The organism is Rhizobium sp. 01N424 (assembly GCF_056399485.1).
In genome coordinates, this window is the sequence record NZ_JBFTRK010000010.1 from 84,983 (window position 1) to 107,805 (window position 22,823).

Below are 22,823 nucleotides of genomic sequence, written 5' to 3' on the forward strand. Positions count from 1 at the left end.
AAATTCTGACTTACCCCTCCCACGGATCATAATTTCTCCAGGCGCGTTATCCGAGCTCGTCCGCCCTATTAAAAAAGACACATCGGAACCCGGCGGGCAGGGGAATGATGAACAATGGCCAAAAGCGGGATCGCGGTACTTATTGTCGAAGACGAAGCCCTCATCCGGATGGACATGGCTACATTGCTGGACGACGAGGGGTTCGAGGTTTACGAAGCAGCAAATGCCGACGAGGCAATTGAGATCCTGCATCTTCACTCCGGCATCCGTGTCATGTTCACGGACATAGATATGCCTGGCAGCATGGACGGGCTAAGGCTTGCGGCCGCGGTGAGGGACCGATGGCCCCCCGTGCAGATTATCGTAACGTCTGGACACCGGCATTTAAGCGATGACGAACTGCCGGTTCAAGGCAGGTTTTTCAGCAAACCTTACAACCACTCACTCGTCGTTGGCGCGATCCGGGAGATGGCTGCATGGTAGTGAGCGTTGGAATGCCAGCTGTGGCAAGAGATCGGCAACGATGTCGCCGAACAGTCTCAGCGATGCGGTCGTCTCCACTTCGAGCCAACCAAAAATGTCTCGGCGAGAACACGGACCTCACCTAGGAGGATTGGTACTCTGCAAATCGATCCGGAACGATGATCGTCTGATGGCGTTACTTACACAAGCGGTTCGTTAAACGGCGAGAGATGGACTTAACCGGCGTATGACCGGAAAGCGACTTGAAGGCTGTGCGATTCCGTCAAATAGGAGAATGCGGACATGGGTTCGACATCAGACAAGATTTCGGGCAAAGCCAATGAGTTGACCGGCAAGGCGAAGCAAGCGGTCGGTGACGCCACCGGCAATCGCAACATGGAGGCAAAAGGCGCTGCCCAGGAAGCAAAGGGTGATGCGCAGCAGGCCAAGGGTCATGCCAAGGACGCTGTCAAGAATGTTGTCGACAAAGCCTGACGTCAATTCTGCCCAAATACGAAAGGCCTGCTATTCAGCGGGCCTTTTTCTATAACGGGGCCCTCAAGATCTCCAACAGCCTTTGACTGCTTCGAATCATCGGCATCCGACGGCAGAAACTGCGACACGGAAATGCTGCCCATCCGATCCGCCGGCTGAGTTTAATCAGGCGAAGCTCCGCATGGGCTAGAAGACACCAAAATTCGAGGTCGTGAATGGCCATAAAATTGTTGAGGTCGATGGACCGATCTTCAAGGCCTACAATGGGACTTTACAGCCGGGTGACGATTTTCCGTACGCTAGAGAAGCTGCGGCTTATGCCAATGCCCTCCCAAAAGGATAGGTGCTAATCCCGGGAAGTATCCGCCCTCGGTTTTGAATCCGCTCAGTCCTGCTTTCCTGATAGGGAGGCGGCGATCGCCGGTGGCTCAACGCTCTTTAAAGATGCTTACAGCTACAGTTTCAGAGGAAGCACTCCCATTCCACCCGCTGATCTGCCTGCATCGGCCGCAAGCTTATGCTCGTCGGGGACATTCGAATGGCGCCGCCAGCGGCGGGGCTCGCGCAACTCAGACTGATATGACAACCAATAATAGAAAAATGGGTATCGAGAAAACTAAGCGTTGACGCCGTTGCTCCTTTACCCTATAGATGTGCCATCGATCTTTTGCTTGCCGAGCTTTGTCTACCGCGCGATTGGCACCGCGCTCTAAGCGAACTTCTCTTTCAAAAATAGTCGGTTTTTATCTGCGTGGCATCCGCTGCGCGGTCCCTCACTCTATGCTTTGAAAGGGTTCATCATGACCACTGGCACAGTAAAATGGTTCAATTCCACCAAGGGCTTCGGCTTCATCCAGCCTGACAACGGCGGCGCTGACGCCTTCGTTCATATTTCCGCTGTCGAGCGCGCCGGAATGCGCGAGCTGGTCGAAGGCCAGAAGATCGGCTTTGAACTCGAGCGCGACAACAAGTCGGGCAAGATGTCAGCCTGCAATCTGCAGTCCGCTTAACGATATCTGCTTCCCTTTGACCACGGATGTACTGGCATCGCCGGAAGCAATTATCACTTTGAGGCCAGGCAGTTCGCCTGGCCTTTTTCGTTTTGCCTCACAGCCAACATCGAGGACATTCAATGACAGAGACATATAGTAAATCTCGCCAGCAGGCCGAGACCGCCTTCGGCAATCTCCAGTCGGAGTTCTTCGCCAAGAACAATGCGGCTGAAGAGCTAGAATCCGTGGCACAGGCGCGCGATGCCAAGACGTTTAGGCTGCGCGAAGCGCGCCTCGCCAAGGAGCAAGCCGACCGGATGTCTGCAACATCTGCGCTGCTTGCCAAACGATCCAAGGCCAGCTGATCATCCCAACGACACTATCAGGATAAAAATTTGAGAAACGCCAGAAACAACGAACTTACCGACCGACGCTCCGCTGCTGCGGACGCCAAGACAGCTCTTCTCACGAGCTACCGAGCTGCAAAGACGGCGGCGGAGCCGTCACAGGCCGCCAGACAGGCCGAGCGCATCTCTCTTGTTGAAGCACGCGAGGCGCGCCGTGCGGAACGGGATCGGCTGAAGCATGAGGAGCTTACCCGGGTCGAGACCCTTGCGGCTCAGGAACAGGCGGCCATCGAGGCAGCAGCTGCAGCTGAGATCGAGGCGCGACAGTCGGCCGAGACTGCCCGGATATCACGTGTTATTCAAGACGAGGCCGCTCGCAAGGCTGAACGCGACAGACGTTATGCCGCCCGCAAGGCCCGGCAGGCTTAGTATCCAGGGACCCACCCTCTATCGGATGGGTCCGTGAGATAGATCAGCGCGACGCCGTCATGCCCGACTTTACACAGTCTCGAGGAGCCAACCATGGCAACGGACCCGAACGAACTACAGGCAATCAACACCTCCTGGCAAATTGCGATTCAGGAAATCCTGCGCATGGTCATCCGAGACATGTATCATGCCGGCGGTGAAGCGTCATTCAACACGCATATCAAGCGGATCGAAGAAGCTGCCGTCGACAGTATCTACACGGATTTGAGGCTTCGCGGCACTGACGAGTGGACGGAGGTGCTGGTCAAGGAAAGAGCTAGCAATTTCGTAACGACGTTGCTGACCTCATTTACCTACGATCGTGCCTGACCACGATAAAGGCTCGCGGAGGCGCTAGCTTTTCAGAAAAATGTGACCGCCTTGAACTTTCAAAGGGTTTGCCGGGTTGATCTGTCGGGCGCCTGCCTAAATCACTCCAGCGTCAGCATCAATAAGCCAAGCGGTCGTACATGGACGAGCACAGCGCAGAACGCCTCGCAGCAATTGTAGAGTCTTCTTTCGACGCGATCATCAGCAAGGATCTTTTCGGTGCGATCGTCAGCTGGAACAAGGCGGCAGAGCGCATGTTCGGGTATCCGGAAAGCGAGGCGGTCGGACAGTCGATCTATCTGATCATTCCTGACGACAAATGGGATGAGGAGGCGGATATCCTCCGGCGGCTGAAGCTAGGGGAGCGGATCGAAACTTTCCAGACGACGCGCCGGCACCGAGATGGACGGATAATCCCGATCTCGATCACCATCTCCCCCATCAAGAGCCGCGCTGGCAAGCTCGTCGGTGCATCTACCATCGCCCGGGACATCTCGGAAACGCGCGAGAACGATCGCCGGCTCCGCCTTTTAATGCGAGAGATCAACCACCGCGTCAAAAATCAGTATGCTGTCGTCCTGGCGGTCATCCGACAGACGGCAACACGGTCTCACTCAATCGAAGAATTTGAGAGGCGGGTCCGCGAACGGATCATGGCGCTTTCGCATTCCCATGATCTTCTGTCGCAAGTCGATTGGGCCGGTGTCAGCCTTGCCGATCTCGTGACTCATCAGCTCAAGCCCTTCGAAGCTTTCCAGCCGGTCCAAATTCTAGGCCCGAAGATCGTGCTTGACGCCAACGCCGTTCTCAATCTCGGCATGGCCTTCCACGAACTGATCATGAATGCGATGCGCTTTGGCGTCACTGATGTCGCCGGCATATCCATTACGTGGCGACTAACCAGTGACGGGGGCGTCGACATATTTGAGCTCATTTGGTCTGAGCAAGCCGTAGCTTATGCAGATTTACTGGCGCAGGAAGAAGGCTTTGGCGCTCTAGTGCTCGCTCAGCTGGTGCCATCTGCTCTCTCAGGTCAGGCGACTTGGAGTTTAGATGGCGGACTGGTTGTCTGGAAGTTCACAGCGCCTCTCGCACGTATCCAGATCGGGCTCGGGTCCTTGGCGCCGCTAAGCTAAATCAGATTTTGTCGTCCTCGCCTTGAACTTGTTAAGCTCCTCCCGAGATAGTTCGGCTTTCCCTAGCCCCGGCTCCGATTGACTTTCTGCAACTTCGTCCTCGCGGGCCTGCTTGAAATATTGATCGAGCAGCCAATAGGGACTCCGGAACTGGTTGGAGAGAGCGTGTTAAAGGATTGCGAGCGAATGAAAGAGGATCCATTTGCAGACTTGTGTTCGTTTACGAAGGGAGGCCAGCCAAGACAACCATTACGATAGATCTTGGCCCTTGTGCCTATTGCGCGGAGGAACGGCGTGCCTTCCGTCAGCAAGTCGATCCGCCAGACTACGGGCATTGGATTCATTCACATATTTGACGCTGAGAGGATCTCGGCCAATCCGTCGATCGTGAATGGCTTTGGCAGATGAAGTGCATCTTCAATACCTGAGGCCGACCTCGCGCTGTCGTCACCGCTTGCAAACACGATGCGCACGGAAGGCCAGCGCTTCCGGACCTGTTGGGCCAGATCGGTCCCAGACATGCCGGGCAGGCCAATATCGGTAAGCAGGACATCGATGTCATGGGTTTCCAGCACCGCAAGGGCATCTTCTGCTGAGCCAGCTTCGTGAGCCGTATGGCCTAGCTCGCTGACCATATCGACCGTCGACATCAGGATCAAAGGCTCGTCTTCCACCACGAGTACTCTCGCACGTTCCGTCCGACCGACCTTCTGTGCGAAGGGAGGCACTTGCTCTTGCCGTTCCAATCGCTCCACGGCGATCTGATGCTGGCGCGCGTTGCTCAGGACGTGCCGGATTTTCCGGGCAAGTGTTTCGCGGGTGTAGGGCTTGGAGAGCAGGTCCACGCCGGCATCCAGCCTGCCACCGTGCACGATCGAGTTTTCGGTGTAGCCCGACGTGTAGAGCACTGCCATGTTAGGAAGGAGCGCCTTTGCCCTTCTGGCAAGCTCCGTACTGCGCATAGGGCCGGGCATCACGACGTCGGTGAATAAAAGATCGATCGGTATGCCGCTATTGACGATAGCAAAGGCGGACTGGGCATCGTGGGCTTTGAGAACGCGATACCCGAGATCGGTCAAAAGTGCGACCGAGGTATCTCGAACTCCGTCGTCGTCTTCGACGACGAGAACGGTCTCGGTGCCACCCTTGATCGGGATAGCATTCAAGTTCGCCAGCCCGTCCTCGATTTGCATGGTGCGCGGCATATAGAGTTTCATCGTCGTACCATGGCCGACCTCCGAGTAGATCTTGAGGTGGCCGCCGGACTGCTTCAGGAATCCGTAGACCATGGAAAGTCCTAGACCCGTTCCTTTGCCTTCGGACTTGGTGCTGAAGAATGGTTCGAGCACGTGATCGATAATATCGGATGGTATTCCTGATCCCGTGTCCGTTACGGCGACCAAGACGTATTGACCAGGACGAACGTCCTCATGCATGCGGGCGTAGTCATCGTCGAGCACGGCGTTGGCTGTCTCGATCGTCAGCCGTCCGCGGCCATCCATCGCATCCCGGGCATTGATCGCGAGGTTCAGGATTGCATTTTCCAGCTGGCCGGGATCGATAAGGGTGTTCCACAATCCGCCAGAAACGATAGTTTCGAGCTCGATCTCTTCGCCCAGCGCGCGGCGAAGCATGTCGTCCATGTTCTGGATGAGCTTGCGGCAATTGACGACCTTCGGCTCGAGCGGCTGTCGGCGCCCGAACGCCAGGAGTTGCGACGCAAGTTTTGCGCCACGGGCGACGCCGGCCAAGGCGTTGTCCAGGCGCTGCTCCGCCCTCGCGTTGCCGTCGATGTCTTTGGACAAGAGCTGCAGGTTTCCGCTCACGACCTGGAGAAGGTTGTTGAAATCGTGCGCGACGCCGCCGGTGAGATTGCCGAGCGCCTCCATTTTTTGCGCCTGCCGCAGAGCCATCTGAGCGGTTTCGCGCTCGACGGTTTCTTTCTCCAGCTGCAGGAGAGCCGATCGCAGTTCATGGGTGCGCTGCTCGACACGTTGTTCAAGCGTATGATTGAGGCTCTGGAGCTGATCTTCCGCCCGCTTCTGATGGGTGACGTCGAACCCGTCAACGAAAATGCCTGTTACCTTGCCAACCGCGTCGAATATCGGCTGATAGATCAAGTTGATGAACCGCTCATCGGTTTCTTTATCGCCCTCGCGCTTAAGAAACACTTGGAGGTTGCGTCCGATATAGGGCTTGCCTGTCTGGAAAACGCCATCGAGCAAGTCGAAGAAGCCCTGTCCTTCAACCTCGGGCAAAGCATCCCTGACGCTCAGACCCAGGAGCTGACGGTTCCCGACCAGTTGCAGGTAGGCGTCATTGACGAGCTCGAAGACATGATCCGGCCCTCTGAGGATACACATGAAGCTCGGCGCCTGCTGGAACAGATCTCGCATCCGATCACGCTCGGCGGTGCGGAGTTCGACTTCCGAGGAAAGCTGGCGATTGAGCTGTTCAAGAGCGACTGCGGCTTGCTCTCGCAATTGGGCGGCTTCCGCCAAAGCCGCGGCCCGACGGCGTTCCGTTTCGAATGCTTCTGCGCTTGCCAGCCGCGAGGCGATCTGCCCGGCGATCAGCTTGAGGAAGTCGAGATACTCATCGTCGACCGCACGGTGGAAATTGAGTCCACTGATCAATATTCCTTTCGGCTTACCTCCGCCCTGTCCAATCAGGGGGACGACCGCCGCCCGTTTCGGTGCCTTAGGCCACGGTCCCGATGGAATGTCACCAATGCCCGTTAGCTCAATCAGCTCGACGGCTTGCTCCGTCCACGCGCGCTCCAGCTTCCAGAAACCAGCGCCGCTGACGATTTCCAAGGGCATCAGTGGATGGTTATCTGGCGCGCCGCATACCCACTCCCGTTTCGCGATGCCATGTTCGTCGAAAAGATAAAGGGCACTGAACGGCAGGTCCCGAAGGTTGTCGTTCAAGGCTCCACAAGACGCGCTTATGACGTCAAGTCGCGTATCGGCAGCCGCAAGTTCGGAGGCCAGCGCCCTCATCGTCGAGATGCGCCTCTCGCCGATGACCCGCTCGGTCTCCTCGGCCACGGCGCAAAACACACCTTCGACCTTACCGGTGTCGCCAATCAAAGGGCTGTAGGAGAAAGTGTGGTAGGTTTCTTCAGAGTATCCGTTACGCTCGAGCAGAAGCAAAAGCGCTCTGTCCCAGGTGGCTTGACCAGTGGCATAGACGGTTTCCAGGCGCTCCCTGATATCGTCCCAGATTTCCGTCCAAAGGATTTTCGTCGGCACAGCCAGTGCATTGGGGTGCTTGTTCCCCAGTGTCGGTCGGTACGCATCGTTATAGAAAAACGCGATCTCAGGTCCCCATCCGAGCCACATTTCGAACTTCGACGTTAGTAACAGGCGCAACGCGACCTTCAGAGCTTCTGGCCAGGTGTCTGGTGTGCCGAGCGAACTGTTCGGCCAATCATGCTGGCGCATCATGTGCGCCATTTCACTGTCACCGACGAATACGTCCAGGTATTTGTTAGAAGCTTGTTCGGTCATCGCATGTCCCGGCGGATAATTGCACGGCGGACTTAGGCCATTGATAACGCTTGTCCAGCCCGCTAGTTCTAGATCGGGCCAGTTTTTGGATATGGCGGAGAGATAAAAAATGAGCCAAGCAGAGGCGCAGCCTGAATGGAGCGCCCACGAACTCAGACAGGCTATTAAGTCGGCAGGTGTCGCACTTTGGACCTGGATCGTCGACGAAGACACGTTCGTAATGGATGCCAAAGCCTACGAGCTCTGGGATGTTTCCGTGGAAACGGACCTCACGTTCGAACATCTCTCCGCCAAGGTTCATCCCGCCGATCGGGACCGGGTGAGGGCTGCATTCGTCGCGACCCGCGCGATCGACGGTCCGTTCGAAATTGACTTCCGCATTCTGACCACGGCCTCCGATGTGCGATGGATTTCCGCGCGAGGACAAGGCAACGAAGGCGATGCTGCAACGAAAAAGATGACAGGCATTTTCCTCGATGTGACGGGGCGCAAGCAGGCGGAGGAAGGTCACGAGCTGCTCGCCGGTGAAATGAGCCACCGGGTCAAGAACCTGCTGGCCTTGGCCGCCGGTCTGACGAACATCACGTCGCGGTCTACCGAGACGAAGGAGGAGATGGCAAAGCAGCTGACGCAGCGCCTGACCGCGCTCGGGCGCGCCCACGAGCTCGTTCGGCCACTTCCGGATGGGCAGGGGAGAGCAGCTTTACTGGGGGACTTGTTTACCGTGCTGTTGGCGCCTTACGACGATGTCGGCGCTTTCGCCGGCCGCATTCGCGTTGCCGTCCCGCGCATGGGGCTGGGGGAGAAGGCTGCCACAAGCCTTGCTCTTGTCATCCATGAGCTCGCAACCAATTCGCTGAAATATGGCGCGCTATCGAATGATGCCGGCTTGCTGGATATCTCCGGGAGTGTCGAGGAAGACAACATCGAAATCATCTGGAGCGAACACGGCGGTGATCCCGTCGAAGAGGCTAAGTCGACAGAGGGATATGGCAGCAAGCTCCTTCAGCGGACGATTTCGGGCCAGCTCGGAGGTTCAATCGACTACAACTGGGTCGAGGGCGGCGTCGTCGTGACACTCAGGATGAAGGAAAGCCATTTGGCGGCCTGACCTGTTTGACAATTCTCGCGTCTAGGTTTCTGCGGGGGATAAAATCCAGCTATCGCTCGATCACCGCCGTCGGGATATCGACAGTAACCACCAGCCCATCACGCCTGAACCATCGCTCGATCTTTCCCATGAGTTGCGCTTCGACTGTTCGCGCAACCATTCTGGTCCCGAAGCCTTTCCTGTTTGGTTCCTCTGGCACGGGTGGCCCACCGATCTCTCGCCATACGATCTTGAACACGTCGCCTTCGCAGCGGCATTCAAGCTCGATATGTCCATTCACGGTCGAGAGTGCACCGTATTTCGCAGAATTTGTAGCGAGCTCATGGATGACCAAGGCAAGAGCGGCCGCTGTTTTCTCGCCGACAGACACCGACGGACAGGAGAAAATGACCTGTCGGTCGTCCCGTTTGAACGGCGCGAGAAGCGCGTCTATCAAGCCTGCCATCCCACTTGTTGCGCCCTCGCTTTCCGACCCGGCCTTGACGATAAAATCGTTCGCCTTGCTAAGCGCCTGTATTCGGCCCGTCACACTTCGTACAAATCCATCGAGATCCGTTTCGGTCCTCGCCGATACAACGAGCAGGCTCGAGATCACCGAGAAGATGTTCTTAATCCGATGTGCGAGCTCGCCCTGGATCAGCGATCGCTGCTCGTCGAACCGGGCCAGCTGTTCGACCCGTTCCCGCAACGCAATCTGCTCTTCAACGAGCTTGGCGAAATCCGCCAGGATCTCCTGCTCGCGACCCGACCACTGGTGCGGCTGACTGTCGATCGCGCAAAGAGATCCTAAGACATGGCCCTCGCCAGTCAACAAGGGGATGCCAAGGTACGCTCTGACGTTCAGTTCTGGGATGGCGAGGTTGTTGCAAACGAGGGGGTCGAGTGTCGCATCGTCGATAACCAGTGGAGCGGCCCTCGCAACCACGTGCTGGCAGAACGAATGCGTCAGCGGCGTTTCGCGCTGGGTTTTCCACGGCTCAGGAAGACCGAATGTGCTTTTGAAAAACTGTCGCTTGGTGTCAACGAGAGAGACGAGAGCAACCGGTACAGACAGGGTCGCTCCAACCAACCGCGTCAAACGATCGAACCGTTCCTCCGGACCGCTGTCCATAAGATCGGTCTGGTAGAGAGCACTTAGTCGCTCACCAGAGTGATCGGAGGACTCTAAGGCTTCGATGGTCGGTGATGCGAGCTCAGTAGAGTAGGTCAAATAGCGTCCTTGGACATTGTTTACGATCTTTACCAGCCGATATGGCGGTACCTTGCCCACGATTAGTGGTCTTGGGTTACATATTAGGGCCAGCGAAAGCAAGCAAAAGCGATTTAGGGCGGTGTTTCGCCGTGTCCGAGACTTCCAAAGGACTTCGGCCTGGAAACAGTCGGCAACAAGACCAGTTAGTTTTCATTCTTCCCATGTGGCCGCAAACGCCGGCGATGCGGTGAAGCTATTTGGCTGCTGGATCGTTGGCGGCGGATCGCAGACACCTTCTTGCAGGTACTTCATGGCCGAAAGAAAGCCGCTACGCGACAGTGGTTTCGGCATGACACCATGCGCGCCGGCGAAGTCAGGCGGTATGATCTTCGGGTTCGCGGTAACAAAAACGATGATCGTGCCTGGCCACCGCTTCTGGATCAGTTGCGAGACATCGAGGCCACTCGTCTTCTCAGCAAGTTGGATATCAACAAATGCAAGGTGTGGCTGCAGATCGTCAGCCAAAGTCTGCGCATCGTAGAGCGATGTCGCTTCGGCAATGACCAAGTGTCCGGCTTCTTCCACCATCATTTCCAGATCCATCGCGATGAGAGGCTCATCCTCGACGATCAGGATGTTCAGGGGTGGCTTAGGTCTCTGCATCAATATTGCTCACTGGAATGCTGATTGTCGCTGCCGAACCGTCAAGCGAACGATGCCACCTCACTTCCGCATTCAACTGCGACGCCAGCCGTGCGATTAGTTTGGTGCTGATCGAGGGCAACTCGTGTTGCGGCGTTTTACTTAAAAGCCGGTTTCCGAGGGTAACGGTAATCATTTTGCCGTCGGAGTGACAGGTAAGTGTGACAGATGCGAGCGGCAAGTAACTTTCAAACAGATGCAGAAGCACCTCATTCATCAGAAGCCCGACTGACGTCGCTTGTCCCGATGGCAGGAGAGTCCGTCGGACGCTGGAGTCCAAAGTCACCGTGTCGTAGGCGCTGCCACTGATTGCATCCTGGATCAGATTGAGGACGAAGGAAGAGAGCTCGAAATATCGAACGTCACCGGCCTGGTATAGCCGCCGATGGATGGCGGCCATGGCATCGACCCGCTCCATCGTCGAGCGTAAGGCCCGTCGAACGGTCGGCTCTTCGGTCTCGCGGATCTGCATGCGCAACAGGGAGCCGATCACCGACAGGTTGTTCTTCACCCGATGATCAACTTCATGAAGCAGCAAGGACTGAGCTTCCAGAGACGCCTCAAGGTCTGCCGTGCGTACTCTCACCTCGTGATCAACCTGCTCCTTCTGATTGGCAATCCTCCGTTGCGATTCGACGCGCTCGGTCACATCGAGTTGGGAGGCGAAAAAGAACTGTACCGTGCCATCTTCGCCGCGCACCGGGCTGAGATAAAGCGCGTTCCAGAAGGTGGTGCCGTCCTTCTTGTAGTTCAGAAGGTCTATTGCTATGTCACCACTGCTCTCCACGGCTGCGCGGACCTTGGCGACAGCCTCGGCGTCAGTATTTGGGCCCTGAAGAAAGCGGCAGTTTTTGCCGATGCATTCATCGCGGCTGTAGCCGGTCAGGCGCTGAAACGCTTCGTTGACAAAGACAATCGGATTGTCTGGCTGAGCTGGATCGGTAATAGCCATTGGCATGCGTGTGGACCGCACAGCCGCGGCGAAGGGATCGCCCCGACCCTTTTCGGCATGAAGGAGGTCAGTTAGATGCCAGTTATTTCGCTCGTCCATGATTACCGCTTGATTTGCAACGGGGATAAATGCCGAGAGAGAGCAATGGTTCCCTTGCCACCACGCTGTCTTCCAACTCCTATGCCCGCGTGTCTGAGTCCACGCCAATCGGCGGTATTGAGGAAGACCATTTCGACCGCGTCTTCAACATAAACGTCAAGGGTACGGTCTTCACGGTGCAAAAGGCTCTGCCGTTGATTTCTGCGGCCAGTCCTGTCGTGTTGACCGGCTCGGGCGCCGGAAGCAAGGGCCTTGCCGACCTCTCCATCTATAGCGCGACGAGGGCATCGCGGTCAGAGCCGACCGATCCATCGTCGACAAGATCATCAAGGGCGCTTCCGTCAGCGATTCTCATCGATAGAGGAAGCACGCGTTGGGTCTGCGACGAGTTGTGTGCGGGTGGTCTCGCGACGGAGTTGAGCTGTGAACACTCGCGGTCGAGGCGGATTGACAAATCCAACGTCTCACCGAGCACGGTGAGGACGGCAAGAAGGCGGCCGCCGAAACAACCAATGAGTTGCTTGTCGGCATGTGGAAGGCGATTGAGTCGTCTTCCCTGCTGCTCGTCTGGTAGGGATTCCACGCGCAAGGTCAATTCGATCGGTCGTTGCAGGTAATCTCTTCCGCAGCGCGGGCTGATCATCAGGCCAGTGAGCAGGGCTACGCCACAGGCAACCTGCCAAAAAACGCGGACACGTGATGACGGGTCGTGTTTGGTCATGCTCATTTCATTTCTGTCGACACCAAGCGGAAATAGGGGCGCCCCTTTGACAAAATATGTTTAGGGCTAGTGGTCACCTGTTGATCGCTGGCTCTTGAATGGAGAGCTGCAGATTTTGGTGCTGAGGCATAGATAGGCTTGCAATAAATCATTAATGGCAGTAATTATGAGTTATAGAGAAGGCGGCTATAACTCATGAAATGGAACTGGCAGGACCCCGATTGGCCAAACTTCAGGTACGATACCGCAAGCCTGGTACCATTGGAGCAAAAGTTCTTGCAATCCGCCGGCGAGGTTATCGGTGCTGTTCGACATTTGAACGATGACGACGGCAACCAACTTCGCATTGAGTTGCTGAGCGACGAAGCAATCAAGACCTCAGAGATTGAGGGGGAATTTCTGGACCGCGCGAGTGTTCAATCATCGCTCCGCCGGCAGTTCGGGCTAGACACTGATGATAGACATATCCGCCCACAAGAGCGGGGGATCGCCGAGATGATGGCGGATGTCTATCGAAGTTGGCATAGGCCGCTGCGTCGTGAGGGACTGTTCCACTGGCATTCAATGCTGATGGCCGGAAATCGATATATTGAAACGGTTGGCGCTTATCGCAAGCATGAAGACGCCATGCAGATCGTGTCAGGTCCATTTGAGAAGCCCACAATCCACTTCGAGGCTCCCCCGTCCCGCCAGGTTTCCACTGAGATGGAGACCTTCATCGCATGGTTCAATCAATCCGGGCCAGATGGCCACATGTCGCTTCAAGCTTTGACACGCGCAGCAGTAGGCCATCTTTACTTTGAAAGCATACATCCATTTGAGGATGGCAACGGCCGAATTGGGCGCGCGCTCGCCGAGAAATCCCTGGCGCAAAACATAGGGCAGCCAAGCCTCCTTTCACTCGCCTTCACAATCGAGAAGAGCCGGAAGGACTACTACTCAGAGCTTGAGCGGCACCAGCGCAAGCTTGATATCACCGACTGGATCATTTTCTTTTCAGAAACGATCCTGGATGCTCAACGGGCGACGCTTGAGCGCATCGATTTCTTCATTCAGAAAGCTAAGTTCTATGATCGTTTCCGGGACCAGCTCAACGAGCGGCAGAAAAAGGTAGTCGCGCGCATCTTCAAGGAAGGCACGGCAGGTTTCAAGGGGGGGGTAAGTGCCGAAAACTACATCTCGATCACAGCTACCTCCCGCGCTACCGCAACACGCGATCTTCAGCAGCTTGTGGAGATCGGTGCGCTGACGCGTACTGGCGAACGTCGGCATACCCGGTACTCGCTGTCATTGCGCAAATAAATTGCAGCTAGTCTAATAAATTCCAACAACGTTATTGTCTTGGTGAACGATTAATCGATTCCGCTCGGGAGCTTAAGAGAGCCTTGGCGGAGATGGCGGCGTGAATTCAATCTTGAAAATGTTATCTTGCGAGTTGTGGGAGATTGCCGTGGCCGCAAACGCACTTGTTTAAACAAGTATTGATGCCGACGTTCGTGATCGCGCCTCAGCTGTGCTTGAAAGCATGGGCCTAACGGAGTCCGTGCAACCGGACTGCTAACGAGGGCGCGCACCTATTGAATTACTTTCTGGTAGTGAAGCACATGACGCTGGGTTTCGGACCGAGGTTCTTGAAACGTTGAACAATGCACGACCGGATTTATCGGACAACGAGTTTTGCCAAACGTCAAGCGGCCGCTCGACTCAAAGCCGGGTCGCGATAATCGTGAAGCTTACTTAGTCTGTCTTTGCGTTGCCGACCTTGCACTGTGACGGCCCTGTTGCTCAGCTTCATTAACTTCTTTCAGCAAGCACATTTCGACACCCTCTTTTCCAAACGGGATGTTCAGATAATTGCAGCGCTCAGATTTTCAACGCCATCTCCCACATCAATAGCGGCGTCCATTACCGATTAATACGCTCCATTAAACGCTCCCTCCGATCATGCGGTTCTTCAAACGACAGGAGCCGGAGAGTGGCTTGCTCCCGGCTCCTTAAGGCGAACTTGAGATTCAGTTAGCGACAAACCTTCGTCGTCCGCGAGACTCGCTCACCATCCCGATAGGTTACAACTCGTTTCGTGAAGCAACCCGGGTGGCGACGATAATCTTCACGTACCAGCCGTGCTCTCCGATCATTATCCCAACCACGGTGGTGGCCCCCTTCCCAGCCGCGATGCGGGCGAGGACCGTCATCAGTACGAATGACGACGGTGTCTGCGTAAGAAGCTGCTGGGACGGCAATGATGGACGAAAAGGCGATGGCGACAGCAAGGATAATTTTCTTCATGGGGCCTTACCTCAAATTATTTGACCGCGTTTAAATGATCGCCAGGGTTTTACGTTCCACAAAAAATCTAAACTCGGACTTTAGTCTGAGGAGGCGTCAGACCATTGGCCACCTGTCGACGTCTTTCATACCAGAGGGTGCTACTTTTTCGTTTCAGGTGATAGAAGATGGCCGCGCTGAAACGCAGGGCAAATCTTAGATGTTTCGGCGACAAGGCAAACTGGTGAAGCCGTCAGTCCTGTTTCAGGCCGGAAGGCGGAATGGGAAACGGGTCGCCCGCGAGCTTGTCCTGCATTTCATTGTCGGTAGCCAAATTCTGACGTTCCCGAAGAAACGCAGCGATATCGCCACCGCAGGCTTCGGTTAGCTCCTCGGCCGTATAGCCGGCCTCTTCAGCTCTAGCACGCAGGATCTCGGCGTGCTGTTCGAATGCTGACGCATCTTCCTCAAAGCCGATTTCCGACCCCATGTTGTCGAGCTTGTCCTCAAGCCAATCGCTGATCGCTTTCATAATCTGCCTCCAATTATTGGGCGCTGTACCGATAGAGCATCCGGTCCTGAACCCTGCCAGCTCCGGCTACAGCCGTGGCAATGCGAACGGCGATGTCCCTATGCTCCCGCGCCGAAAGGTATCCCTCAAGAATTACGATCGGGCCGAGTATTCTGACCACGATACCGCTGCGGTCGAGCGTCGGGTCGGCGGCCCATGCCGCATCGATCGCGGCACGCATGGATGACGAGTTAGTCCCGGCTGCACAGCACTCGTCATATGCCGACCCGTACGAAGATCTAAAAACCATGATGAAATCCTCCCGCTCACTAACGTGGAACTTCGTCGAAGGTTGCGTGTACAGGACCGTACAGTATTGGCCATTGTCCTGATGCCGGAGTATTGCGAGTGGTGTTCGACCCATAAGCATGAATAACTGTCGTCACGAAAAACGATGAGGAGGTTGGCCTTATCACCCCGACAATCGTCATTGAACGGTAAGATATAGCGCGGGCAAGGATCATCAATTTAATAGTCGATCACATGCCCGGCCACAGGAAAGCTGGCGAGGCTAGCGAGATGATCAGCGTTACGGGATATGGAAGCTACGAGGGTGAGGGTTGGTCGATCTGGTTTGCCATTCGCGGGCTAATATACATTAATGCCGAGCTTTACCGTTCCTCGCTATCGATCGGCAAGATCGCGAAATAGCACCCGGCTGAGACAAGCATCACAATTGCGAAGATTGCGGATAGCGTAATCATTAGCATTCCTCCTGCCCACACGATGCCGTGATTTGCCGTTAGGAGCAACCCGATAGAAAAAGCTGCGCAATGGCGGGCAAGAGTTCTCTGGGAGTACGATCTCGGGGAAGGTGACACCGGGTCTGCTCAATCGTGATGATCCTCCGGTCTCGTGGATAGAAGAGCTCAGTTTCCAACCGACCGAAGAACCCTTCGCACACTGCCTTGTCTTGCGAGCAACCCTCTCGGGACAACGAGCGATTACCTACTGCGAGAAAACATGACTTGCAATAGAAACCGAATGGTTCCATATTGCCTTCATGGTAAAAAGCACTCAGACATCCCCGACCGTTGGACGCCCTCGCGAATTCGAACTCGACGACGCAGTCCGCAAGGCGATGGGCGTGTTCTGGGACCGTGGATATCACGATGCGTCTCTGCCCGACCTGCTCGAAGGCATGGAGCTATCAAGAGGTAGTTTTTACAAGGCGTTCGCAGACAAGCGGGGCGTCTATCTCCGCGCGCTTGATGTCTATATCGAAGATGCCATCCGTAAGCTTGGCGAAATCCTGCATACCAACCCGTCGCCGAAAGCCGCAATTCGAGACGCCTTTTCGCGACAGGTCGAGGACTCTTCAGGTGAAGAGGGCCTGCGCGGTTGCTTTGTCGTATTGTCAGCGGTCGAAATGCTTCCCGCGGACGAAGAGGTTTCCGCTCGAATTGCGCGACTGTTCCGGCGACTGCAAGATCTTTATGCGGCCGCAATCATAAGAGCTCAAGCCTTGGGTGAGATTGATCGTGGGCTGGACGAGCGAACTCTGGCGAGATTCCTTGTGTGTCAAATCCAGGGAATGAGAGTTCTAGGGAAAACTGGAGCAGACCGCGACGACACCAAGGCGATGGTCGATTTCGCGCTGAAGCCGCTCGACTAACTTTAATTAGGAACTATTCAGTTCCTATCTTTCGCATCTTGCAACCCGCATGAGCGGTTTCGCGTCTCGATATGGAGAGAAAGTTGATACAATCCCATGCCGCTAAGGACAGTCTCGATCCGCGCAGGTGGACGGCATTGGCCATCTTGTTAACCGGGGCTTTTCTGCCACCGCTGGATTTCTTCATCGTTAATGTGGCGCTGCCCTCAATCCGGGAGGACTTTCAGGCCTCCGCCTCAACGATGCAGCTGATTATTTCAGGCTACGCCACCACCTACGCAGTCATGCTGATCACCGGTGGCAGGCTTGGTGACCTTTATGGTCGGCGAAACGTCTTTCTGGCTGGAATGGTCGCATTCGCCGCCGCCTCTGCCTTGTGCGGCTTCGCCTGGTCCCCCTCAGTCCTGATCACCGGTCGTATCCTCCAGGGGTGTGGGGCCGCAGTTATGGCGCCGCAAGCTTTGGCGTCAATCAATGCGATTTTCCCCGACCACGAAAAGTCGAAGGCACTTAGCTTTTATGCTCTGACATTTGGGGTGGCATCGATGGCTGGCCTGTTTCTCGGTGGGGCGCTGATTGCCTGAATGTCTTTGGCCTCGGATGGAGAGCCATTTTCCTCATCAACCTTCCCGTGATCGCGATAGCCGCGCCGGCCGCGCTGATAATGTTGCGCGAGACGCGATCGGAGCATGCGAGAAAGCTGGATCTGGGTGGAGCGACGCTGATCGCAGTTGCGTTGTTTGCTCTGATCTCGCCGCTCATTGAGGGCCGTGAACAAGGGTGGCCAATCTGGTCGATCTTGATGCTATCTGCTTCCGGGCCACTTCTACTGATATTTTGGCGCTACGAGCTAAAGTTAGGGGCCGCGGGGGGAGATCCGATTGTCGAACCTCGATTGCTCCAGCTCCCTGGATTGAAGCGCGGGCTGCTCTCAGCGCTGTTCTTCTATGCGTTTGCGGCTTTCTGGCTTACATTCTCGGTCTACCAACAGGGCGGCCTGGGCCGCACGCCGTTCGAGGCCGGAGTTGCAATACTTCCCGCGGCCCTCGGTTTCGTCCTGGGGCCATTCGCAAGCGGGAGCATCCTGCGCGTATTCGGTAGATATTCCGCCGCCGCCGGCATGGCCCTGGAAGCGGCCGGATTGTTCGGAACCGCGGCCCTGATCTCATTCGGGGCACCAGAGTTCCTATTCGTTGCTCTGTTCCTTGTTGGCGCTGGTCAGGGAATTGCGCTGCCAAATCTCGTGAAGACTGTCGTTCAGCGGGTTGATCCGGCGCGGTCGGGTTTGGCCTCCGGGCTGGTCAATTCGATGCTCCAGATTGGCGGCGCTTTGGCAACAGCGCTTATCGGCGGATTGTTTTTCTCAATCCTGGGTTCAGCATCCGATGAGAGATCCATCGGCCATGCCTACAGCATCGCAGCCGTCGCGATTGGTCTCTGTCTTCTCGTTGCAGGTTGGCTTTCTGCTGGCTCTCCATCGAACAAAGAAGTCCACCGCTGAGTGCAGACGTTAAGAAGCCCAGTCATTGGCTCGTCCGTTGAAGATGTGATTATTCCCACTACTCGGCCACCCTTGGACAAATCGGCCGATCGACATGCAAAATTGAGGTAAACCCGATGAACGACATTCCTACTCCTCCACTTGCCGGAAAGCGAGCGCTCGTGACCGGTGCGGCACGCGGTATCGGTGCGGCCATCGCTTTAAAACTGGCCGAAGATGGTGCTGACGTCGCGATCACCTATGAGAGGTCGGCGGAAAAGGCCGAAGCCATCGCAGCCGAGATCCGAGTGATGGGCCGCAACGCCATTGCCATTCAAGCTGATGCTGCGAGCCCGGAGGCTGCTAAAGCCGCGGTTGAGCGGACTGCCGCCGACCTCGGCGGCCTCGACATCCTTGTCAACAATGCCGGCGTCCTGTTTGCAGGTGAGTTCTCCTCACAGCCACTGGACGAGATCGATCTTCAACTGAACGTTAATGTGCGCGGCGTCTTTTTGATCACTCAGGCAGCGCTCAAGCACATCCCGGACGGCGGCCGGATCATCAGTACCGGCAGCAATGCAGGCCTTGCTGTCCCGTTCGCAGGAATCGCCGTCTATGCAGCGACCAAATCCGCCCTGGAAAGTTTTACACGTGGTCTAGCACGTGAACTGGGCTCTCGGGAAATTACCGTCAATCTGGTCCGGCCTGGCCCGATCGACACCGATATGAACCCTGCCGATGGCGCTCTAGCAACTGCGATCTTGCCGAGCCTATCGATTGCCCGATACGGTCGGACCCGAGAGGTCGCAGAGGCCGTTGCATTCCTTGCGGGTCCGCGCGCTGGCTACATCACCGGCTCGGGCATTCTCGTCGACGGCGGTATAAGCGCTTGAACATTGAGCAAGTGTCGCGATGTGGTCCGTGAGGAAAGTCGCTCGACGTATGAACGGATTGCGCAGCGACTAATTGATTAAGGCAGTGATTGTCTAATCCTTGGCTGTACCGATGCTGTTGAATGTGGGTAATGTCGGCGTCCCCGTCTTCGATACGACCTTGGTTCACTGTGAAGCCGCCCTTCGAGCTGCTTTACAGGGACATGCTGCCCATCTGGCGACTGGTTTACGGGAGTGTGCCAGAGAGCATCGGTTAGCCCTGATCACCAAGATGCTGGAGGACCCACTCCGCCTCTTCCGACGCAGTGCGTCCAAAATGCCTTCTAAAATCGCGGCTGAATTGAGCAGGGCTGACGTAGCCGACTGACGCAGCTACGTCTGCAATGGTCCCGCTCCGGCGGGCGATCATAAGTCGCGCCTCATGGAGCCGCATAGCCTTTACATATTGCATCGGACTTGAGCCGGTCAGGTTCTTGAAATGGACGTGATAGGAAGGAACGCTCATGCCCACCTCTTTGGCCAGATCCTTGACGGCAATTTCGGTAGCGTAATTCTCCCGCATCCACGTCACGCTCTCGACCAGTTTTCCCGAGGTTCCTTTGCGCTGAAGGGCCGCGATAACCGCGTCACCCTGCGGCCCTGACATGACCCTATAATGCAGTTCCCGCAGGATGGAGCGTCCGAGCACGGCAACATCAACCGGGTTGCCGAGCACAGTCAACAGGCGTAGCAGGACGTCTTCGATATCGCGATCCATTCTGCTCGAAAGCAGCCCTTTCGGTTTGGCATTTGAGGGGCCTGCGAGTTCTTCCACCTGCAGAGCAATCTCGGCCGCCATCTGCATATCGAACTCCAGATAGACGGCGAGCAATGGCCACTGTGGACTTGCCTTTGAGGTCATCCGGAATGGAACGGGTACTGAGACAGCGAGATAATGGTCCTCGTCGTAGAGATAGACTTCGCCTTCCAGGATTCCGTACTTGCTTCCCTGCAATACGAAAACTGCACCCGGCTTATAGAGAACCGGAATGTCATCAAGCACCGCTTCAGTGCGCAGAATACGGACACAACTTATCGCAGTCTGATTGTAGCCGAGGCGAGGAGCCAGTTGTTCGGCCACGACGACAAGTCGGTCATGGGCGACGGGTTGTTCAAGAAACATAGGATTTGGCAAGAAAATTAGAGGATCCACAATCGAACTCAGGTCTCCTTCAGATTATCTGTCATCCACGGTTAATCAAGGAGTTTCAAAAATGTCGAGCAAAACGTTTTTCATAACAGGGGCGAACTCGGGTTTTGGACTGGCGATCGCCAGTGCCGCAATGGAAGCCGGTCACACCGTCATCGGAACCGTCCGCTCCGAAGGCTCGCGCGAAGCGCTGGCAAAGAGCCTCCCGGAACTGCGCCTGGTCCTTTGTGACGTCACCGAGTTCGACCGCATCCCTAACGTCGTCCAGCAAGCCGAGGACGAACACGGGCCAGTTGAGGTGCTGATCAACAATGCAGGATACGGTCACGAGGGCGTGCTTGAGGAATCGCCACTTGAAGAGATGCGACGTCAGTTTGACGTGAACGTGTTCGGCGCCGTCGCTGTAGCCAAGGCATTTCTTCCGAGGTTCCGTGAGCGCCGCCGTGGCTTTATCGTGAACGTCACGTCGATGGGCGGTATGATCACCATGCCCGGCATCGCATATTACTGCGGCAGCAAGTTTGCGCTTCAGGGCATTTCCGAGGTCATGCGCTCGGAAATGGCGCCGTTTGGAGTTCACGTGACAACGCTTTGCCCTGGCTCATTCCGGACAGACTGGGCCGGGCGTTCCATGGTCCGCACCGACAGGTCGATTGCAGATTACGACAGCCTGTTCGATCCCATCCGCGAGAGGCGTCAGGCCGTAAGCGGCAAGCAGCTTGGTGATCCCAAAAAACTGGCTGCCGCTGTGCTTACTCTCATTGGATCGGACAATCCCCCGCCGCAACTTCTCCTTGGGAGCGATGCCCTCAGCCACGTGACGGCGCGGATCGAGCGGTTGCAGAAGGAACTCGCCTCATGGAAAGCTCTTACCGTCTCCACAGACGGCTAACAAGAAAGCTTTTTGCTATTGACGATCTGCCTACTAGAAGGTAGGCAGATTCCATGAGCAATCTTTCGAACACCTCCGACGAAATCCTGGCCTCTGCGCGCAACCTCATCATGAGTGGGGGTTATAACGGGTTCAGCTATGCAGATATCTCGGAAGTGGTCGGCATACGCAAGGCCAGCATCCACCACCACTTCCCCAGCAAGGTCGATCTGGTGCGTGAGCTGGTCAAGCGTTACCGGGAAGACGGTCAGGCGAGCGTTGTAACCCTTGAACAGAATGTTCCAGACGCACTGGACATCCTCAAGATCTATGCGAATCACTGGGCCAAATGCATCGAGGATGCGAGTAGGCCCTATTGTGTATGTGCTTTGCTTGCCAGTGAATTGCCATCCCTTCCGCCGGAAGTCGCAACGGAGGTGACGAATTTCTTTCGCTTCATTTCATCGTGGCTGACGACGGTCATGGAACGTGGCTACAAAAGCGGGACGCTCAATCTCACGAGCGAACCGCATGTCGAAGCAGAAGCGTTTCTGGCGACGGTATATGGGGCGATGCTCTCGGCGAGAGCCTACGGGAAACCGGAGGTCTTTTCGACGATACTTTCACCTGCTCTCAACCGCCTTACCTCGACTGTCTCTCACTAATCCTGCGTGGCTAGCCTGCTCGGGTAAATCACGTCCATGAAAACTACCAACTAGTAGGAAGATAAAAATGAAAAATGCTTTCCCCGCTTTGGCCTTCGGGCTTGCCAGCGTCTTTTCTGTAACCGTCCTTTCGGCACCCGCATCTGCCGAAGGTAAGAAAGTCGCGCCGATCCATGTCCGTGGCAGCATCGTCGACTACCAGGGCTCAACGCTCAAAGTGAAGACGCGCGAAGGCGAGACAATCGATGTCGCGCTTGCCGACGACTGGAAGGTGGCAGGGGTCGCGGATGCCAAGGTCACAGATATCAAGCCGGGCGATTTTGTCGGCATCGCATCCCTGCCAAAAGCCGGCGGTGGCGATGGGGCGCTCGAAGTCCTCATCTTTCCGCCGGCGATGAAAGGCCTTGGCGAAGGGAGTTACGGCTGGGATCTGAAGCCCGACAGCAGCATGACCAATGCGACAGTCGCGGATGCTGTCAAAGGCGTGGAAGGTCGGACTGTTACCGTTACTTATCATGGCAAGGAAAAGAAGATCGCCATTCCGGATGGCACACCTGTCGTCACCATCGCCGGAGCCACCAAGGATGATCTCGTTCCCGGCGCCGTTGTCTTCATCACCGCCGAAAAGGCTGCAACCGGCCCGATCGCCCACCAGGTGGTGGTCGGCAAGAATGGCGTGGTTCCACCCATGTGAAGACCACGCCGTCACTGGCCGGAGCCGCCGCCATACTGCTTCGGCCAGCGACTGCAGA

Annotated in this window: 22 protein-coding genes and 3 pseudogenes; 17 read left to right on the forward strand and 8 right to left on the reverse strand. The window is 56.1% G+C overall.

The features are described from left to right. The first annotated feature begins 114 nt into the window (after nucleotides 1-114). The 7 genes from AC1DNK_RS22620 (at nucleotide 115) to AC1DNK_RS22650 (ending at nucleotide 4,230) form a co-directional block, all read left to right on the forward strand. The gene (locus AC1DNK_RS22620; protein ID WP_477943443.1) at nucleotides 115-483 is read left to right on the forward strand and encodes a response regulator transcription factor; all 369 of its coding nucleotides are present in this window, start codon (nucleotides 115-117) and stop codon (nucleotides 481-483) included. A 282-nt stretch (nucleotides 484-765) separates the two neighbouring features. Further along, the gene (locus AC1DNK_RS22625) at nucleotides 766-957 is read left to right on the forward strand and encodes a CsbD family protein (RefSeq protein WP_477943444.1); all 192 of its coding nucleotides are present in this window, start codon (nucleotides 766-768) and stop codon (nucleotides 955-957) included. A gap of 800 nt (nucleotides 958-1,757) precedes the next feature. Next, nucleotides 1,758-1,967: a cold-shock protein gene (locus tag AC1DNK_RS22630; RefSeq protein ID WP_003575487.1), complete on the forward strand. Its 210-nt coding sequence runs from the start codon at nucleotides 1,758-1,760 to the stop codon at nucleotides 1,965-1,967. Nucleotides 1,968-2,089: 122 nt separating this feature from the next. Beyond that, nucleotides 2,090-2,314, forward strand: a complete 225-nt coding sequence (locus AC1DNK_RS22635; RefSeq protein WP_477943445.1) for a hypothetical protein — start codon at nucleotides 2,090-2,092, stop codon at nucleotides 2,312-2,314. A gap of 30 nt (nucleotides 2,315-2,344) precedes the next feature. Beyond that, on the forward strand, nucleotides 2,345-2,725 hold the full coding sequence (locus tag AC1DNK_RS22640) for a DUF6481 family protein (protein ID WP_477943446.1): 381 nt from the start codon (nucleotides 2,345-2,347) through the stop codon (nucleotides 2,723-2,725). 93 nt (nucleotides 2,726-2,818) lie between these two features. Then, the gene (locus AC1DNK_RS22645) at nucleotides 2,819-3,094 is read left to right on the forward strand and encodes a hypothetical protein (protein ID WP_082597290.1); all 276 of its coding nucleotides are present in this window, start codon (nucleotides 2,819-2,821) and stop codon (nucleotides 3,092-3,094) included. A 140-nt stretch (nucleotides 3,095-3,234) separates the two neighbouring features. After that, nucleotides 3,235-4,230: a sensor histidine kinase gene (locus tag AC1DNK_RS22650; protein ID WP_477943447.1), complete on the forward strand. Its 996-nt coding sequence runs from the start codon at nucleotides 3,235-3,237 to the stop codon at nucleotides 4,228-4,230. Between the two features lie 344 nt (nucleotides 4,231-4,574). Here AC1DNK_RS22650 and AC1DNK_RS22655 read toward each other — a convergent pair whose 3' ends face one another. After that, complete coding sequence (locus AC1DNK_RS22655; RefSeq protein ID WP_477943566.1) at nucleotides 4,575-7,688, reverse strand: hybrid sensor histidine kinase/response regulator; 3,114 nt, start codon at nucleotides 7,686-7,688, stop codon at nucleotides 4,575-4,577. Nucleotides 7,689-7,851: 163 nt separating this feature from the next. Here AC1DNK_RS22655 and AC1DNK_RS22660 point away from each other — a divergent pair, with 163 nt between their 5' ends. After that, nucleotides 7,852-8,853 carry a sensor histidine kinase gene (locus tag AC1DNK_RS22660; protein ID WP_477943448.1) on the forward strand — a complete coding sequence of 334 codons (1,002 nt, stop codon included), beginning with the start codon at nucleotides 7,852-7,854 and terminating at the stop codon, nucleotides 8,851-8,853. Nucleotides 8,854-8,902: 49 nt separating this feature from the next. On the opposite strand, the gene AC1DNK_RS22665 is transcribed toward AC1DNK_RS22660, so the two are convergent. The 3 genes from AC1DNK_RS22665 to AC1DNK_RS22675 form a co-directional block, all read right to left on the reverse strand. After that, nucleotides 8,903-10,063: a GAF domain-containing protein gene (locus AC1DNK_RS22665; protein WP_477943449.1), complete on the reverse strand. Its 1,161-nt coding sequence runs from the start codon at nucleotides 10,061-10,063 to the stop codon at nucleotides 8,903-8,905. A gap of 192 nt (nucleotides 10,064-10,255) precedes the next feature. Next, nucleotides 10,256-10,708, reverse strand: a complete 453-nt coding sequence (locus AC1DNK_RS22670; RefSeq protein ID WP_477943450.1) for a response regulator — start codon at nucleotides 10,706-10,708, stop codon at nucleotides 10,256-10,258. Next, nucleotides 10,695-11,798: a histidine kinase dimerization/phosphoacceptor domain -containing protein gene (locus tag AC1DNK_RS22675; RefSeq protein WP_477943451.1), complete on the reverse strand. Its 1,104-nt coding sequence runs from the start codon at nucleotides 11,796-11,798 to the stop codon at nucleotides 10,695-10,697. The genes AC1DNK_RS22670 and AC1DNK_RS22675 overlap by 14 nt, the downstream gene beginning before the upstream one ends. 29 nt (nucleotides 11,799-11,827) lie before the next feature. Between AC1DNK_RS22675 and AC1DNK_RS22680 the strand changes: the two are divergent. Then, nucleotides 11,828-12,028: pseudogene (locus AC1DNK_RS22680) on the forward strand (hypothetical protein); the annotation flags it as partial. Nucleotides 12,029-12,066: 38 nt separating this feature from the next. Here the strand turns inward: AC1DNK_RS22680 and AC1DNK_RS22685 are convergent. Beyond that, the gene (locus AC1DNK_RS22685) at nucleotides 12,067-12,519 is read right to left on the reverse strand and encodes a hypothetical protein (protein WP_477943576.1); all 453 of its coding nucleotides are present in this window, start codon (nucleotides 12,517-12,519) and stop codon (nucleotides 12,067-12,069) included. A 195-nt stretch (nucleotides 12,520-12,714) separates the two neighbouring features. Here AC1DNK_RS22685 and AC1DNK_RS22690 point away from each other — a divergent pair, with 195 nt between their 5' ends. Both AC1DNK_RS22690 and AC1DNK_RS22695 read left to right on the forward strand, forming a co-directional pair. Beyond that, nucleotides 12,715-13,821: a Fic family protein gene (locus tag AC1DNK_RS22690; protein WP_477943452.1), complete on the forward strand. Its 1,107-nt coding sequence runs from the start codon at nucleotides 12,715-12,717 to the stop codon at nucleotides 13,819-13,821. A gap of 178 nt (nucleotides 13,822-13,999) precedes the next feature. After that, nucleotides 14,000-14,243, forward strand: a pseudogene (locus tag AC1DNK_RS22695) (type II toxin-antitoxin system RelB/DinJ family antitoxin). A 797-nt stretch (nucleotides 14,244-15,040) separates the two neighbouring features. On the opposite strand, the gene AC1DNK_RS22700 reads toward AC1DNK_RS22695, so the two are convergent. Both AC1DNK_RS22700 and AC1DNK_RS22705 read right to left on the reverse strand, forming a co-directional pair. Beyond that, complete coding sequence (locus tag AC1DNK_RS22700) at nucleotides 15,041-15,319, reverse strand: hypothetical protein (RefSeq protein WP_477943453.1); 279 nt, start codon at nucleotides 15,317-15,319, stop codon at nucleotides 15,041-15,043. A 13-nt stretch (nucleotides 15,320-15,332) separates the two neighbouring features. Next, a complete protein-coding gene (locus AC1DNK_RS22705; RefSeq protein ID WP_112389415.1) occupies nucleotides 15,333-15,608 on the reverse strand; it encodes a BON domain-containing protein in 276 nt (91 codons plus the stop codon). Between the two features lie 753 nt (nucleotides 15,609-16,361). On the opposite strand from AC1DNK_RS22705, the gene AC1DNK_RS22710 reads away from it, so the two are divergent. The 3 genes and pseudogenes from AC1DNK_RS22710 (at nucleotide 16,362) to AC1DNK_RS22720 (ending at nucleotide 19,346) form a co-directional block, all read left to right on the forward strand. Next, nucleotides 16,362-16,973, forward strand: coding sequence for a TetR/AcrR family transcriptional regulator (locus AC1DNK_RS22710; RefSeq protein ID WP_477943454.1), 612 nt, complete (start codon nucleotides 16,362-16,364; stop codon nucleotides 16,971-16,973). A gap of 71 nt (nucleotides 16,974-17,044) precedes the next feature. Then, nucleotides 17,045-18,474: pseudogene (locus tag AC1DNK_RS22715) on the forward strand (MFS transporter). Between the two features lie 116 nt (nucleotides 18,475-18,590). Continuing rightward, nucleotides 18,591-19,346 carry an SDR family oxidoreductase gene (locus tag AC1DNK_RS22720; protein ID WP_477943455.1) on the forward strand — a complete coding sequence of 252 codons (756 nt, stop codon included), beginning with the start codon at nucleotides 18,591-18,593 and terminating at the stop codon, nucleotides 19,344-19,346. 253 nt (nucleotides 19,347-19,599) lie between these two features. Here AC1DNK_RS22720 and AC1DNK_RS22725 read toward each other — a convergent pair whose 3' ends face one another. Continuing rightward, complete coding sequence (locus AC1DNK_RS22725) at nucleotides 19,600-20,508, reverse strand: AraC family transcriptional regulator (RefSeq protein ID WP_477943456.1); 909 nt, start codon at nucleotides 20,506-20,508, stop codon at nucleotides 19,600-19,602. 91 nt (nucleotides 20,509-20,599) lie between these two features. Between AC1DNK_RS22725 and AC1DNK_RS22730 the strand changes: the two genes are divergently transcribed. The 3 genes from AC1DNK_RS22730 (at nucleotide 20,600) to AC1DNK_RS22740 (ending at nucleotide 22,765) form a co-directional block, all read left to right on the forward strand. Further along, a complete protein-coding gene (locus AC1DNK_RS22730; RefSeq protein WP_477943457.1) occupies nucleotides 20,600-21,427 on the forward strand; it encodes an oxidoreductase in 828 nt (275 codons plus the stop codon). Between the two features lie 53 nt (nucleotides 21,428-21,480). Continuing rightward, entirely contained in the window at nucleotides 21,481-22,071 is a 591-nt protein-coding gene (locus AC1DNK_RS22735; RefSeq protein WP_477943458.1) for a TetR/AcrR family transcriptional regulator, read from the forward strand. 67 nt (nucleotides 22,072-22,138) lie between these two features. Then, the gene (locus AC1DNK_RS22740) at nucleotides 22,139-22,765 is read left to right on the forward strand and encodes a hypothetical protein (protein ID WP_477943459.1); all 627 of its coding nucleotides are present in this window, start codon (nucleotides 22,139-22,141) and stop codon (nucleotides 22,763-22,765) included. Nucleotides 22,766-22,823: the final 58 nt, after the last annotated feature.